Origin of the sequence: Aeromonas sp. FL131, assembly GCF_049860615.1 — a bacterium.
GTDB lineage: Bacteria > Pseudomonadota > Gammaproteobacteria > Enterobacterales > Aeromonadaceae > Aeromonas > Aeromonas hydrophila.
This window is the reverse complement of sequence record NZ_CP187595.1, coordinates 4,477,215-4,492,719: the sequence shown is the minus strand read 5'-3', so window position 1 is coordinate 4,492,719 and position 15,505 is coordinate 4,477,215. Positions and strand designations below refer to the sequence as shown.

Annotated in this window: 14 protein-coding genes; 10 read left to right on the top strand and 4 right to left on the bottom strand. The window is 58.0% G+C overall.

Annotated elements, in window-relative coordinates:
* The first annotated feature begins 55 nt into the window (after positions 1-55).
* Positions 56-880 carry an AraC family transcriptional regulator gene (locus ACPW75_RS20950; RefSeq protein WP_077097152.1) on the top strand — a complete coding sequence of 275 codons (825 nt, stop codon included), beginning with the start codon at positions 56-58 and terminating at the stop codon, positions 878-880.
* Here the strand turns inward: ACPW75_RS20950 and ACPW75_RS20945 are convergent.
* Positions 810-1,043 carry a hypothetical protein gene (locus ACPW75_RS20945; RefSeq protein WP_016348875.1) on the bottom strand — a complete coding sequence of 78 codons (234 nt, stop codon included), beginning with the start codon at positions 1,041-1,043 and terminating at the stop codon, positions 810-812. The two genes, ACPW75_RS20950 and ACPW75_RS20945, sit on opposite strands and share 71 nt — an antisense overlap.
* Positions 1,044-1,325: 282 nt before the next feature.
* On the opposite strand from ACPW75_RS20945, the gene ACPW75_RS20940 reads away from it, so the two are divergent.
* Entirely contained in the window at positions 1,326-2,576 is a 1,251-nt protein-coding gene (locus tag ACPW75_RS20940) for a valine--pyruvate transaminase (RefSeq protein WP_045788723.1), read from the top strand.
* 72 nt (positions 2,577-2,648) lie between these two features.
* On the opposite strand, the gene ACPW75_RS20935 is transcribed toward ACPW75_RS20940, so the two are convergent.
* A complete protein-coding gene (locus tag ACPW75_RS20935; RefSeq protein ID WP_076362540.1) occupies positions 2,649-3,086 on the bottom strand; it encodes an Hsp20 family protein in 438 nt (145 codons plus the stop codon).
* A 92-nt stretch (positions 3,087-3,178) separates the two neighbouring features.
* Positions 3,179-3,592 (bottom strand): Hsp20 family protein, encoded by a 414-nt coding sequence (locus ACPW75_RS20930; protein WP_016348872.1) that lies wholly within the window; start codon positions 3,590-3,592, stop codon positions 3,179-3,181.
* Positions 3,593-3,826: 234 nt separating this feature from the next.
* On the opposite strand from ACPW75_RS20930, the gene ACPW75_RS20925 reads away from it, so the two are divergent.
* Both ACPW75_RS20925 and ACPW75_RS20920 read left to right on the top strand, forming a co-directional pair.
* A complete protein-coding gene (locus ACPW75_RS20925) occupies positions 3,827-4,531 on the top strand; it encodes a helix-turn-helix transcriptional regulator (RefSeq protein ID WP_077097150.1) in 705 nt (234 codons plus the stop codon).
* Between the two features lie 66 nt (positions 4,532-4,597).
* Positions 4,598-4,975 carry a VOC family protein gene (locus tag ACPW75_RS20920; protein ID WP_077097148.1) on the top strand — a complete coding sequence of 126 codons (378 nt, stop codon included), beginning with the start codon at positions 4,598-4,600 and terminating at the stop codon, positions 4,973-4,975.
* A gap of 478 nt (positions 4,976-5,453) precedes the next feature.
* Here the strand turns inward: ACPW75_RS20920 and ACPW75_RS20915 are convergent, their stop codons facing one another.
* Complete coding sequence (locus ACPW75_RS20915) at positions 5,454-6,494, bottom strand: IS481-like element ISAs19 family transposase (RefSeq protein WP_119197101.1); 1,041 nt, start codon at positions 6,492-6,494, stop codon at positions 5,454-5,456.
* 564 nt (positions 6,495-7,058) lie between these two features.
* Between ACPW75_RS20915 and ACPW75_RS20910 the strand changes: the two genes are divergently transcribed.
* The 6 genes from ACPW75_RS20910 to ACPW75_RS20885 all read left to right on the top strand — a co-directional run bounded on the left by ACPW75_RS20910 (position 7,059) and on the right by ACPW75_RS20885 (position 15,392).
* On the top strand, positions 7,059-7,673 hold the full coding sequence (locus ACPW75_RS20910) for a DUF6216 family protein (RefSeq protein ID WP_077097146.1): 615 nt from the start codon (positions 7,059-7,061) through the stop codon (positions 7,671-7,673).
* Between the two features lie 109 nt (positions 7,674-7,782).
* Positions 7,783-8,610 (top strand): TnsA endonuclease C-terminal domain-containing protein, encoded by an 828-nt coding sequence (locus tag ACPW75_RS20905; protein ID WP_077097949.1) that lies wholly within the window; start codon positions 7,783-7,785, stop codon positions 8,608-8,610.
* Positions 8,597-10,684, top strand: coding sequence for a Mu transposase C-terminal domain-containing protein (locus ACPW75_RS20900; protein ID WP_077097947.1), 2,088 nt, complete (start codon positions 8,597-8,599; stop codon positions 10,682-10,684). The genes ACPW75_RS20905 and ACPW75_RS20900 overlap by 14 nt, the downstream gene beginning before the upstream one ends.
* Entirely contained in the window at positions 10,677-12,290 is a 1,614-nt protein-coding gene (locus ACPW75_RS20895; RefSeq protein ID WP_077097945.1) for an ATP-binding protein, read from the top strand. Before ACPW75_RS20900 ends, ACPW75_RS20895 begins: the two co-directional genes overlap by 8 nt.
* Before the next feature lies 1 nt (position 12,291).
* On the top strand, positions 12,292-13,785 hold the full coding sequence (locus ACPW75_RS20890; protein ID WP_109001716.1) for a TnsD family Tn7-like transposition protein: 1,494 nt from the start codon (positions 12,292-12,294) through the stop codon (positions 13,783-13,785).
* Positions 13,786-13,790: 5 nt separating this feature from the next.
* Positions 13,791-15,392 carry a Tn7-like element transposition protein TnsE gene (locus ACPW75_RS20885; protein WP_234932894.1) on the top strand — a complete coding sequence of 534 codons (1,602 nt, stop codon included), beginning with the start codon at positions 13,791-13,793 and terminating at the stop codon, positions 15,390-15,392.
* The last annotated feature ends 113 nt before the right edge of the window (positions 15,393-15,505 follow it).

Here is a 15,505-nt window from a genome sequence, read left to right as displayed (position 1 = left end):
GACGCCGATTGTCCGATTACAATAAGCAGGACTATAAACATCAATAATCGGACACATGGCCTTTATTCTTCCCGATCACCCTTTTGACCCGGATCAGCACGATGGCAGCGCCATCGGGATCGCCTCCGCTCTCGGCTGGCACGACTCCGGCCGCCATCAGCACAGGCGCCATCAGCTGCTGTTCGCCCAGGCCGGTTGCATGACCATAGAGCTGGACGATCAGGTCTGCCTGCTGCCGCCGACGCGAGCGGCCTGGTTGCCGGCAGGCCTGCCCCATCGGGTGCTGATGCGCGGGGTGGTGGCGTATCGCTCCCTCTACTTCCAGCCAGAGCACGGCTTGCCGACCGAAATGGCGGTGCTGGCGGTCAACCCGCTGCTGCGGGAGATCATCGAGCGGATGGCGATCTGGCCGTGGGACAAGCCGGCAGCGGAGCAGCATTGCACGCTGGCGCTGTTGCAGGAGGAGCTGGCGCAAGCGCCGCGAGAATCCTGGCAGTTACCGCTGCCGTCAGACTCGCGTCTGGCCGGCTGGCTGCAGGAAGTGAAGCGGGGCGACACCCTGCCCGATCGGCTCAACCGGCTGGCCGAACGGGTGGGTGCCAGTGACAAGACCATAGGTCGCATCTTCATGCGAGAGACCGGCATGAGCTACCAGGCCTGGCGCCAGCAGTGGCGACTGTTGCGGGCGCTGGAACTGCTGGCCGAGGCCGAACCCATCAGCCGGGTAGCGGCAACGCTGGAGTTCGCCAGCGACAGCGCCTTCATCAGCTTCTTCAGACAACACACGGGGCAGACCCCGCTGCGCTATCTCAACTCTCGGGGTGAGTCGCATCGGCCGAGCTCGCCTCCACCACCAGGGTCTCCAGCGCCAGCGGCTTGAGGTTGTGGATCGCCTCCTCCACCACCGCATGGGAGGCCTGCTGCTGCTGGGCCGCTATCTCCTGCGCCAGCTTGGCGCTGTCCAGTTCGGGTCTGGGGTACTCGTCGGCCATCACGTTCAGGCTCAGGCTGCTGGCAATCAAGGTTGCGATCAGGATTTTCATCTGGTGTGCTCCGGTGTGGTTGAGATGACCAGATAGCTATTCCAATTGTTGTGCCACATCTATAACGACATGATTTTGTTTAAATTAATTGTTTTCAGATGATAAATAGCCCCAATTGGAAAACATCCTGTAGTCAGGATTGAACCAACAAGTAGTCATTTTCACCACGCTTAATTTTTGTCTGTTGTTCCACGTGGAACGTCCCGTTATTTTGATCGACACCCGCTTTTAAACTGAGCTATGGTGCTACATCTTCGTAACTGACTCTGGATCTGTCACCGAATGGAATTTTCCTTGTTCGGCGAGAAGTTCACTCGCCACGCCGGTATTACCCAACTCATGGATGACCTCAATCAGGGGCTGACCAATCCGGACGCCATCATGCTGGGTGGCGGCAATCCGGCCCCAATCCCCGCCATGCTGGAACGCTTTCAGGCCGAGGCCAAGAGCCTGCTCGACAACGGCGAGCTGGTCAAAGCGATGGCCAACTACGATGGTCCCCAGGGCAAGGACAGGTTCACCAAGGCGCTGGCGGCCCTGCTCAGCAAGGAGCTGGGCTGGGATATCTCGGCCCGCAATATCGCCCTGACCAACGGCAGCCAGAACGCCTTCTTCTATCTGTTCAACCTGCTGGCGGGCGAATTTGCCGATGGCCGCAAGAAGAAGGTGCTGTTCCCGCTCGCCCCCGAGTACATCGGCTATGCCGACTCGGCGCTGGCAGACGACTACTTCGTGGCTTACAAGCCCACCATCGAGAAGCTGGCCGATGGCCAGTTCAAGTACCACGTGGATTTCGAGAGCCTGCAGGTGGGTGACGACATCGGGGTGATCTGCGTCTCCCGCCCGACCAACCCCACCGGCAACGTGCTGACCGACGAAGAGATCGAACACCTCGACCAGATTGCCCGCGACAAGGGCATTCCGCTGCTGATCGACAACGCCTACGGCGTCCCCTTCCCGGGCATCATCTTCAGCGAGGCCAAGCCGTTCTGGAACGCCAATACCATCCTCTGCATGAGCCTCTCCAAGCTCGGCCTGCCGGGCACTCGCTGCGGTATCGTTATCGCCGACGAGAAGATCATTCAGGCCATCACCAACCTGAGCGGTATCATCAATCTGGCACCGGGCAGTCTGGGCCCCGCCATTACCATCCCGATGATCGAGAGCGGCGAGATCATCGCCCTCAGCGAACAGGTGGTGAAGCCCTTCTATCAGCAGAAGGCAGAGCTGGCGGTGCAACTGCTGCGCGAAGCGATCCCCGATCCGCGCTTCCACATCCACAAGCCGGAAGGCGCCCTCTTCCTCTGGCTCTGGTTCGAGGGCTTGCCGATCCACTGTCAGGAGCTGTACGAGCGACTGAAGGCGAAGAACCTGCTGATCGTGCCGGGCCACTACTTCTTCCCTGGCATCGACGACCCGGAGTGGCGTCACAGCCAGGAGTGCATCCGCCTCAACTACTCCCAGAGCGAGGAGCTGGTGCGGCGCGGCATCGCCATCCTGGCCGACGAGATCAACGCCCTCTACGCCGGCTAAGCCAGTTCGGCGATACAAAAACAGAGAGGCCTGCACATGCAGGCCTCTCTTGTTTATTGCGCGCCGGTTTTCTTAACCGGGCAGTGCCAGCTGATCGGGCTTGCCGATCGGGATGGCACGAGGCTTGAGCGCCTCCGGCAGCTCGCGCGCCAGATCGATGGTCAACAGCCCATGCTCCAGCTTGGCGCCCTGCACTTCCACATGCTGGCTCAGCTTGAAGGCGAGCTCGAAGTCGCGCTCGGCGATCCCCTGATGGAGGAACTGGCGCTCATCGGCGGCGGCCTTGCGCCCCTTCACCTTGAGGGTGCCGTTTTCGGTTTCCAGCTCCAGCTCTTCGCGCTCGAAGCCGGCCACAGCAACCGTGATGCGATAGCCGTCGTGATCGCGCTTTTCGATGTTGTACGGGGGGTAAGCGGCGGTCTTCTGCTCGAACAGACCTTCCAGCTCACGGGCCATCCGCTCGAAGCCGACGGCGTTGGAATAGAGATGAGAAAAATCGAGGTTACGCATAATCCTATCCTTCTATAAGCAACAGGTTTCACTTCTCCACGGGCCCATCATCGGCACCCGGGAGACGTCATCAATTCAATGAGGTCAGGCTATCAGCCGTTGATCTCGATCTTGCGGGGCTTCATCGCCTCGGGCACTTCGCGCACCAGGTCGATGTGCAGCAGACCGTTTTTCAGATCGGCACCCTTCACCCGCACATAGTCAGCCAGCTGGAAGCGACGCTCGAAACCGCGTTCGGCTATGCCTTGGTAGAGGTAGTTGCGCTCGCTATCGGCCTGCTTGTTGCCCTTCACCGTCAGCAGATTTTCCTGGAAGCTCAGCTCCAGCTCTTCCTGAGTAAAGCCCGCCACCGCCATGCTGATGCGGTAGTCGCTATCACCCAGCTGCTCGATGTTGTAGGGGGGATAACCGGCATTGCCATTGCTGGCCGCAGATTCGATGAGATTGGCCAGACGATCGAAACCGATGGCAGAACGATAGAGCGGAGAAAAGTCGATAGAGCGCATAGTATTATCCTCTTTTGAGCGATAACTGATTATTTGCCCTCCTGATGGACGGGCGCCTGGTCGAAACCTCTGTCGAGCGTTCCGGCCTTGTTATCTATATAGGGGCCCGCTTTCGGCTTTCAAGGGTCCTGATCGAAAAATCTTCTCGCCGCCCGTTGCAGGCCTTTTCCACATTCGGCTTTCTCCTCCAGTCACAACATGGCACCCTGAACGGAGATTTTGAGGAGCCACATCATGTCCCGTTCAGAACGCCTGCTGGCCCTGCTGCAACTGCTGCGCGGCCACCGCTACGCCATCACCGGCAGCGAGCTGGCCAGCCAGCTTGGCATCAGCCTGCGCACCCTCTATCGGGATATCGCCACCCTGCAGGCACAGGGCGCCCACATCGAGGGGGAAGCTGGCATCGGTTATGTGCTGCGCCCCGGCTTCATGCTGCCGCCGCTGATGTTCAGCGAGGAGGAGCTGGATGCGCTGGTACTGGGCTCACGCTGGGTGGCGGCCCATGCCGATCATGCCCTCAGCACAGCCGCCAGCAGCGCGCTGGCCAAGATAGAGGCCGTGCTGCCCGCCGACTACCGCCAACAGCTGCATGCCAGTGCCCTGCTGATCGGTACCTCTCGCGGTGACTGCCCCGTCGACGAGGCTCCGCTGCGCAGCGCCATCCGCCAGCAGCGCAAGGTGAGCCTGAGCTATCGGGATCTCAAGGAGGAGAGTTCGGAGCGCACTGTCTGGCCCTGTGCCCTCGGCTACTTCGACCAGGTGCGGGTACTGGTGGCCTGGTGCGAGCTGCGCCAGGCCTTTCGCCACTTTCGGGTGGACAGGATCAGCGCGATGCGGCTGGAGGCGGAACCTTATCCTGGCAGTCGGGAGCGGCTGCTCAAGGAGTGGCGCGACAGCCAGCAGATCCCGCAGCCCAGATTCATTGCTGACAGAAACTGACAGCAGGCAGCGCCATGCTGACGGGGTCGGCGCCGATGCGCCATCTCATCAGCAAGGAGCATCACCATGTTAGTCCCCCAGTTCACCATCCTCTATGTTGCCAACCCGGCTCGCAGCACGCTCTTCTATCGTGAGCTGTTCGGACGCCCACCGGTGGAGGAGTCCCCCACCTTTGCCATGTTCGTGTTCGAATCGGGCGCCAGACTGGCGCTCTGGTCCAGTGCCACGGTCGAGCCCGCCGTGACTCAAACGGCCGGGGCCATGGAGCTGGCCTTCGCCCTCCCCGATGATGCCGCCGTCGATCGCCTGTCTACCGAGTGGCTGGCGCGCGGGTTAACACTGATCCAGGCACCGACCCGGATGGAGTTTGGCTACACCTGCATGGCGCTCGATCCGGATGGCCATCGTCTGCGCCTCTACTGCCCAGCCCCCGAACTGGGCTGAGCCGGCACCATCAAGACGGAGCCATGTTTCACGTGGAACGTGCAGCCTTCTTCACCAGGAAAACAAAAAGCCGCTCACAGGGAGCGGCTTTTTTATATCGAGCTGACAGCGCTGTCGGATCTCACTTCTACTGAGAATCACCATTCAATGAAAACAGCCACTTATCGGCCTTCGTGCGCACGAAAAATCTCATCAATGTTGCAATGAATCTTACGAAATCTCATAACTCATGAAACACCTTAAATTTCAGTTAGTTATGAACACATCTGGTGACTTGAGCAATTCCAAGGAGATTATGGCTTTTCCCGCAGTGGTTTCGGGTCAGCTGGAGAACTCGGTTCCTGAAGATCTGAATCTTTACTCTGCTTCCGGCGCTTGAGCTCCTCTTTCACCCATTGGCCTGCCCGCTTCATCTCATTCCTGAGATCTTGTACAGATCTAGTTATCACCTGACACCGGCCTCAAACCGGTGTCTTGTTTACGCTACTTTAGTGCGCACTTCCTTCGGTATCAATTTCAGACCCTTCTTGAACATGCTGTAAGGCGTCTGTCCCTCCATCATCCTGCCCTGATGTGGCCGCTGGGTGTTGTAGTGTTCCAGGTAGCTATCCAGGTCTGTCTGCATCTGCTCTACCGACTCATACCAGGTCGTCCTCCCCTTGATACGGAAGTGTTCATCCAGCAGTGTGCGATGCAGCCGTTCGATAAAGCCGTTGCTCTGCGGCCTGCGTACCTTGGTTGTCCGGTGCTCAATCCCCTCCAGTTGCAGGAACAGCTCGTAGGGATGGTGGTCAGCTCGTCCACAGAACTCGCGCCCGTTATCCGACAGGATGGTATAGACCCGTGCCTCGTGGGCCTCGAAAAACGGCAGTACCGTTTCATTGAGCACATGAACCGAGGTCACCGGCAGCTTGCTGGTGTAGAGCCGTCCCCAGGCGTGGCGGCTATAGCAGTCCAGCACGGTTTGCAGATACACCTTGCCAACCCCCTTGAGCGCGCCGACGAAGAAGGTGTCGACCGCCACCAGTTCTCCGGTGTAGTGAACCTCAATCTGGCGTTCGCGAAACTCGGGGCTGAAGCGTTCGAGCAGGCGAATCTGCTCGTCATTGAGCTCAATGGTCTGCTCCCGGTGAGTTTTCTCAAGGCGCAGCAAGCGGTCGTGCTTGGAGAGCAAGTCGTGCCGTTGCCACACGCCACGCACACCGCCCGCACTGACATTGATGCCTTGCAGAGCCAGTTCTTGCGCGACCCGCAGCGGGCCATGAGTTGGTCTGGTGAGGGAGTAATCGAGGATGGCCTGTTCAATCTCGGGAGCGACCCGATTGGGATGAGCCCCTTTACAGCCGGGCAATTTGTCGAGCAATCCCTCGGCGCCATAGGTCTGGTAATTACGGCGAATTTCGTAGAACTGCTGACGGCTGTAGCCGATGAGCTTGCAGGCTTTGCTGACATTATTGAGCTCTTTGGCGAGCTCTAGCAGGCTGAGTTTGCGACGTGCTACTTTCTCGTTGGTGGTCATACGGTGACTCCGGATAACACGGTAGGGGTACCGTTTTGTTATCCGGTTTGAAGCCGTATGACCACTCCCTTTTGTGGGCAACTGTCAGGTGAATACCATCTCCATACTGTCGGATCTCACTTCTACTGAGAATCACCATTCAATGAAAACAGCCACTTATCGGCCTTCGTGCGCACGAAAAATCTCATCAATGTTGCAATGAATCTTACGAAATCTCATAACTCATGAAACACCTTAAATTTCAGTTAGTTATGAACACATCTGGTGACTTGAGCAATTCCAAGGAGATTATGGCTTTTCCCGCAGTGGTTTCGGGTCAGCTGGAGAACTCGGTTCCTGAAGATCTGAATCTTTACTCTGCTTCCGGCGCTTGAGCTCCTCTTTCACCCATTGGCCTGCCCGCTTCATCTCATTCCTGAGATCTTCTATTTCTTGCTCTGTTAGACGCCGATAACTCATCTCGTAACCTCCTTGGACCCCCCGGCTCAGAAGTGATTCCGCTGAGGCGTACTACACGGTAGTCTATGCGATTCGAAACCATCTGATACACAAGGAGTTATCATCATGGAAGAATCTGTTTTCGGAATGGCCATTGATATCTCGGGCTTACCCGGCCCGTTGTTGAATATGGCCATACTTGTAGTCTCTTTTATCGGATTGCGACTCTTTTTCCACTATAGAGCAGGAACCTCATATGGTTTTGTAAGCAGGCTGTATGCATTACTTGTAGGTCGCTCAGAGTACCAAGACGACACCCTTGCCGAATTCTGGCGACGCAATAAGGAACTTGAGCGTTTTAATGCGATTTTCAACTTCAAAGCCAAATCGTTAGATGACGCTCATAAGCTCATTAAATGGTTCGACGAATATGACTTGGACCATAAAAAATTCGCCCGCCTTAAGGGCTGGTTTGACATTGAAAAGCTGGAAATAAAGAAAGCGACTAGAACCCAAGCTGTTGGCTTCATGCTTTTGGGGATTGCGTTTGCTTTGGTGTCGGTCCCGCCGCTCGACCTTGGGTTAAGAAATGCTGCGTTGATCAAGTTCAAAGGCGAATCCCAATGGATCTGGCTGGATCATGACCAAGCGTACAACTCCCCCTACAATCTCACCAAAGACTGGCGGTTCACCGCACGAACCTGCTCACAGGAAACATTCAGTGCAGAGTCTGTGGGATGAAAAAAGAGTTTCATCCTTGAAAATAAAGTCTCACCATTAAAAATAGAGTTTCATCATTTGGCCAACATCGACTAACCTCGAGTCATCAACAGTCGATGTTGGCCTTTCTATGTCAGGGATTTTCAAGGGACTGAATCAGGGACAGATAGACAGACGGATCAGGGAAGGCCGTGGCCAAGGTCATGGGCCTGACTACAAGCCGTTTATCTATACCAGGGACGTATCGTCTCTCGGTCGTTCCCACCGCATTTACGGCAACAAATGCCGGCGTTTACACCACCTCCTCTCCGATCTGGAACTGGCTGTTCTCCTTACACTCGACTGGTCCCCTCATGTCATCGACATCAGGGAGCAGTTTCCACTACGTGTCGAAGACACCGTCAGGCTTGCCCAAGAGCACGGCCTCCCCCACGGCAAATTCCAAGGAGCCGCACAGGTGCTGACCAGTGACTTCTTGGTAGACTTCGACGATCAGTCCAGGCCGGCCATTGCCTTTCAGGCCAAGTACAGCGCCGATCTGGCGAAACCCGAAGTCATAGAACGCCTCGAGCTAGAGAGGCAATATTGGGCTGAGAAGAACATACCTTGGTACATCGTCACCGAGATGGATTTCACCAAGACGGCTTTCAATAACATCCAATGGCTTTACCCGGTACAGACGGAGGATGCAGTAGCAGCAGATGATCTGGAGCACTACCTGGGGCTCTTCTCAAAGGAATTCATGCAAGCTCCCGACAGGCAAATAACCGCAGTGGCGCAGAGCCTCGACATGGTTTACGAACTGGAACCAGGACAGGCGTTGTACTGGCTTCGCCAACTCTTGGCCCGCCGTTACTTCATCTTCGACATCACGGCCCCTTACAGGACCTTGCTGGGAAGCCAGCTCACACTCAACGACGACTGGCAAGGAGTCACCCAAGCCTATGCTGCCGGTTAACCAAGTTTTCAGGGTTGGAGACAAGCATTTTCGCCTCCTATGGTGCGATGCCGAGACGGCCTTTTGGATCGACCTCGAAGACAAGGCGGCTTGGCCGGTGCCGATAGCTACCAGCGAGTTGGAAAACATGCTGTTGGACGGTGCCGTGGAACCCGCCGAAGACCCGTTCTTGGACTCGACACTCAGGGAAATAGAGGAAGGCAGCCCGGAATGGGAGAAAAGAGAATCTGCTTGGGAAATGCTTCGAGGTGAGGTAGGGGACGTCGGACTTTTCTTCAGGAAAGGGCGAGGGCCAGCCGTTATCCGAATAACCCAGACACATGGCGTCACCCACCAGACCGTCTACCGATTGCTGAAACGGTATTGGCAAAGGGGCATGTGCAAGAATGCGCTGCTTCCCGACTACGTAAAATCTGGAGCCAAGGGCAAGGCAAGGAAGCCAAGTGGGCAGAAGCTAGGAAGGCCGAGGATTGTTCGCAACGGGACGGGCAGCAACGTCACCGAAGACATCGCCCGGATCTTCCGGCAGGTGATCGAAGGAAGGCTTCTCAAGGAGAGCCACCCTGTCGTCACTGATGCCTACGCCAGCGCCGTGAATTTGATCCGGGCAAGGTACCCGGCGATGGAGGTAGAGGATCTGCCGACCCCGGAACAGTTCAGGTACTTCTTCAAGAGGGAATACACAGCGGTCTCTGTTGCCGAGAAGCAGTGCACCTCCGTGGACTTCGCCAAGGACGTCAGGCCCCTCAAGGGGACATCTACGGCCGACACCTTGGGTCCAGGTCATCGCTACCAAATTGACGCCACCATTGCGGATATCTACCTAGTGTCCGAACAGGACCGCAGCCTCATAGTCGGTCGACCCGTCATCTACTTCGTGGTCGACGTCTTCAGCCGCATGGTGACTGGCATGTACGTTGGGTTCGAGGGGCCTTCCTGGGCCAGCGCCATGATGGCTCTGGCCAACGCAGTAACCGACAAAACGGCCTACTGCCGGGCGTTTGGCATCGATATCGATCCTGAGCACTGGCCAGTCGGTGGCCTCCCTGATGTCATCCTCGCCGACAAGGGTGAGTTGAACGGCACCAAGGTCGAGCCGTTTGCCGAAGCCTTCGGTGTCCGCATCGAGAACGCGCCAGCTCGACGCGGGGATGCCAAGGGAATAGTGGAAAGGAAGTTCCGCACAGTGCAGGGAGACTTTAAGCCTTACGTCCCTGGCGTGGTGGGGGAAATCACCAGCCGAAAGCGCGGTGGTAAGGATTACCGGCTGGATGCTACCTTGACCCTGCCGGAGTTCACCAAGCAGATCCTCGACTCGGTGCTGTACTACAACAACTATCGCCCCCTGTCCAAATACGACAGGTCTGAAGGTATGCCCGGCGACTTGCCGGCCATCCCCCTGGCGTTGTGGCGTTGGGGATTGGCCAACCTCACCGGCCGTTTGCGCCAGGCACCGGATGAGTTAGTGCGCATCAACCTGCTTCCCCACGACTTCGCCACCTTGTCCGACAGGGGAATACGCCTGTTCGGGTGCTACTACACCTGCGCCGAGGCAATGAAGTTGGGATGGTTCCACAGGGGGCTTGGCCAGCGGCCATCCAAAGTTCAAGTAGCCTACGATCCGCGCAGTGCGGACCATATCTATGTGAGGCCGAACCAAAGTCTGAAGGATTACTGGGTTTGCGACCTTGCCGATTTCAGCCGGCGCTTCAGAGGAACCACTTTCTGGGACGTATGGAACCAGACTAAGTCCGAGCGGAAAGCCGACGCCAATGCAGCCATGGTGGCGATTGAGGAGCGCGGCAAGCTGCTAGAGAGGATGGAGGAGGTGACGGCGCAAGCCGAGGCGCAACGTCCGGAGCGGACAGGCCTCACCAAGAAGGACCTGGGTACCCAGATTCGCGAGAACAAGCAACAGGAAAAACGCCACGAACGCCATCATGCAGCCTTCAAGCCTGCCAAGGTGCGGCAGGACAAACCTGCCAATGTGGTCCCGCTCAAAGGCGGCAAGCCGGATGACTACGCCTACCCAGACATGAGCGATCTTATCTTCGGGGAGGGCGACGATGACTGACGAGGTCCGCCGCGGCGCCATTCCCCAGGCTAGCTATCAGGAGCAGCAACTGCCCGAGTACGACGGCAACCCCCTCATTAGCGCCCTGCCGCCCATCCCCGGTTTTCAGGAAGTGGTAGCCCAGCTCCAGGCCTTGCCCGCCTTCGATCCTCAGGAGGCTTTGCTGGACGGTCGGGTCAGAGCCCATGCCATAGCCCGTTTGCTTCATGGCTTCTTCCAGCCCTTGACCCACCATCTGGAGTTGGAAGGCAAAATCAGCCTGATGATCCGTCAGGGCTACATAGGCCGAAACCCGGCCAACGGCGCCTGGTATTCACACCTCCAAAACGGCTACCGCCGAGTGGAGGAAGAGGATCTGGATGTAGCCATCTACCAAAGCGTTTCCTCCACGGCCAGCAGCTTGTCGCTGTTCGGTTGCTCGGGTTGCGGCAAGACCCGCACTCTGGAGCGGATCCTGGGGATGTATCCCCAAGCCCTCCACCATCCCGAATACAACATCACTCAGCTGACCTACTTGAAGGTCGACTGCCCCATAGATGGCGATCTGGACGAGCTGTGCCTGAGCTTCTTCAATCAGGTGGACAGGGTACTCGGAACCCATTACAGCCGTAGCCACGGCCGCAAGAAGCTGGGGACGAAGCGCCTGCTGGCCAGCATGTGCCAGGTAGCCAACCTCCATGCCCTCGGGGTCCTCATCATCGACGAGGTCCAGAATCTCAACGAGGCCAGATCGGGTGGCGCCGAGAAGATGCACAACTTCTTCGTGTCCCTGGTCAACACCATAGGGGTGCCCATCATCCAGGTAGGCACACACCGGGCTAGCAAGTTCTTCCAGCGCACATTCAGGGCTGCGCGGCGGATTTCCGGGCTGGGTAGCATCCGCTGGGACAGGCTGCCCAGGGACGAACACTGGACGAGGCTCCTGAAGCGGCTCTGGAAGTTCCAGTGGTTGAGGGAAGCAGCCCCCCTTGACGAGGAGTTGGAAGCGACCATGTACGAGCTGACCCAGGGGGTCATGGACATAGTGGTCAAATTGTTTGCTCTGGCGCAGATCCGGGCCATAGTGACGGGCGCCGAGCACATCAAGCCACCGCTGCTGCGTAAGGTCTTTGAGGATGAATTTAAGCCGGTTCATCCTATGCTGGCCGCCCTGAGGAGCGGCAGGCCAGAGCTTATCGCCAAGTACGACGATCTGCTGATGCCCGAGATAGAAGGTCGGCTGATCTCCCTCAGCCGGTCGCTGGACAGGGCTGTTCCACTCAAGCCGCCGTCGCCCCCGGTCGACGACAAGGCCAAAAAGCTGGCCGCCTTGCTCGAGGCTATGGAGATACCGAAGGACATAGCCATGCCCATGGCCGACGAGTTGATGGCCGATCACCCTAGCCTTCCATTGGCGACCTTGGTCCACAAAGCGACAGCCTACCTCGCCCAGGATAAGCCCAAGGTGTCGACCATCTCCAAGGTGAAACGAGCCGAGTGGGGCCGCCTCCCACAAAGTGACTTGCGGCGGCTCTATGCGGACGGGCCCGAGAGCTCGGCCTACGACAGCTTCAAGAAAGCCGGTCTGGTGTTCGACCTACAGTCGCTGCTGGGAAAGGCGGGCTGAGATGTACTTCCCCAGGCTCTACCCGGACGAGCTGCTCTACAGCGCCATCGCACGCTGCCGGGTGCACCTGGGAATAAGTAGCCACAAGGGCCTTTTAGCCATGCTGTTTGGCGACACCAGAGTGGCTGCGGTCACCGACCTGCCCAGCCACCTGCAAAGCCTGGCAGGCAACACCGGCTTGGATCCGGAAACACTGGTGGCCAACCACACCCTCTTCCCCCTCTACGCGCCATTCATCCCCAAGCAGCGTCGTTTCAAGCTTCATCAATCCATGCTTGCCCCGGACCAACCCGGCGCCATAGGTTTGGCGGGCGCGTCGACAGCCCTAGTCAAATGGCCTGAATGGTTGCGCTACTGCCCGCTCTGCTTCGAGGAGATGGTGGCGAACCTCGGCGAGCCCTATTGGCGGCGTTGCTGGCAGGTGCAGGGCGTGGACGCTTGCCTCGAGCACGGTTGCCTGCTTCTGGATTCCTCTGTCCCGTTTCGGTGGGCGCACAGGCATGAGTTCCACGCTGCCACCCTGCTCCCCGGTGACAGAGCTATCCCTGCCGAAGCCGCATTGACAAGGCTTGCCACCGCCCTGACGCAGCTCCTGGCGTACCGGGGTGGGAGATCCCCCGGGTTTGCGGGCTGGAGCAACTTCTACCAGTGTCTGGCCACGGACTGCGGCGCCCGGCGGGGCGGGCAAGTCAGGGCCGATGCGATCTGGCGGATGATCCAGGACACCCATCCCAGGGACTGGATCATTGCCAACGGCCTTTGGGCCGTCGAACCGCCGTTCTGGCTACTGGCCCTGTTCAGGAAGCACCGCAAGGCCTTCGGCTGCCTTCAGCACCTGATCGTCTGGACCAGCTTACGCCCAGGACATGATGTCGGCGGGATCATAGAGGAGGCGTGGACATGCCGCCTAAGCATGCATCAGGCTGACCAGCCAGAGTTCTTACTCTCGGCAGAACCTGAACAGCGGCAGCGCTATCGCGCTATCTGGACTGCCGCTCTTGCTGCACATGGTGGTCCTAAAGCTGCCAGGAAATGTGAAGGTCAGGCGGTTTACGCTTGGCTGTATCGGCATGACAGGGGATGGCTGCTCGCAACCAACCGGGACAGGACATCCCGGAAAGGCAACCACGGTCATACCGACTGGAGGCGCCGTGATAGAGATCTGGTGCGCCGGTTGATAAGGCTCGAGCGGGACTCTGCCGAGAAGATCGGCCTACCGCGCCGAAGCCGCAACTGGTTCCTGCACCAACTGCCTCATCATGCCTCGGTTGAGCGTCACCTAGCGCAACCCCCCCTCTGCCACGCCTTTCTGGAACGCTATGCCGAGTCCGTGGGTGAATACCAGATCCGCCGCCTGACCCGGGCGGCGCTGGAAGACGCCTCGGCCGGAAGGTGCTCCAAGCGTTGGCAGCTGGAGAGACGCTGCGGTCTGAACAAGGGAAGGACGGCCCCTCTGGCGGCCGCGTTTATTGCGGACATGGGAGAGTGGGATTGAGTCGAGTGTTGTTTCGTCAGATACCCAAGGGAGCCAGGCTGCTGGCAATGGGAAACTTCTTCAAAGAAAGCGTGCCAGACGCCCAGTGGCGGCTGGCGGTATTCCTCAACCAGGGCAGCGATATGCTGCCGCGCCGATTCGGCCTAGAGATGCTATGCGTGATGGGGCTTGGACGTGAGTTCATCGCGGAAGATAAGACTCCCTACATATCGCACGGCTTCCTTAAAAAGCTGGTGCTGCCGCCAGTGGATACATGGCGGGAAAGCACCTTGGGCGAATGTCCCCGCCTGTCCAGAAGGCTTGCCCGCAATCCTGAGGTGGCCAGCCAACGCTGCTTCGTATTCGAGGCGAACGGCCTGACCGTCTGGCTCCCCAAGTTCGAACTGGCCCGCAAGCTTTTCTTTCATGCTGGCTTTCTGGTGCGCTCGGCCTTCGAGCCCAACGGCCTGGACATGGCTTTCTCGGTGCAGAAGGAAAAAGAGATCATCCACATCCGAACGCCGGCGAAGACCGGAGCCCCGAGTCAGCTGCTTAAGATCAAGGGGTACCGGGACCACTTCAGCTGGCTGCTGCTGGACCCGGACGTGCGAAGTTCCTTCGAATCTATTTGGCGAAGCCTCAATGATGAGCAGGACACAGGGGGGACGAGGTATGCCAGATGGCGGTTCAATTTCATCCCGCCGAGCTGCCTATCCGGCGTCACCATGGAGGTTCAGGGCCCCCTGGACCAGGACAAGAGGGAGTTGTTGGTGTGGGAGATCAGGGGGCTGCTGGGGCTCAGGTTCGATTGCCGGGACGAGATCCACTTCCACCATCCTTCGCTTCGCCTGTCCGTAAAGGGGGAAGGCGGCGGCCGGATGCCTCCAGCTCCGGGGACCGAGGAAATCGAGGTGGATGAGGAAGAAGAGCCTGATGATGGTAGGGAGCGGCAGCTGCTTGAGCTGCCCATAGAAGGCATCGCCTTCGACGACCATCCGGCGACACGGATCGCCTACCAAGGCCAGCGAGCCGCCGGCCAGGGTAAGAGGGTGGATGACGACACGGTGCCCGGCGGGGAGGCGAGAATTCTCGGTTTGGCCGATGACGTCACGGGGGGCACAGTGGCACCGGGGGAGTTCCAGCAGTTGGACGTACCGAAAGACACAGGCCAGTTTCCCAACCGCTTCGTGATGCTCAGGAATATTATCCGGCAGATAGCCGAGGAGCCAGGCATCGAGCTGCTGGAGTTGGAGGTCAAGTCCCTGCCCCAGGTGCCGCGTTGCAGCTACCACATGATGGACGAAAATACGCCCCGTTGTTACTTGATGGCGAGGTTCGGGCTGGAAGATGGATGGGAGCGGTACTTGTTGGAAGTTGATACTTCCGATAACAGAAAGCGACTGTCCACCCGAATCGTGATCTTTCGAGCAGAAGCAAACGCTAGAGATTGTATCGATAGAATACTTAAAGATATGGTTAAGTTCTCTCTGAGATGGCCAACACTCATGGAAAAGGTCTGCAAGTCTTTTCATTCGATTCATCACCCAAAAGAAAATTCGACGGATCAACTTCAGGTAAGGGTTGATGCTTGGGTGCTGCGGTTGAAGGAGGGAGTGAAAGCGTTATAGGTGATGATGAGTCATGGCGGTAATATAAACAGAATCTTTTGACTACCACATCTTTAGATGGCCTCAACCCTCGGCATGAATACACCGCTTATTTTCGATTAAAAATTAAACAC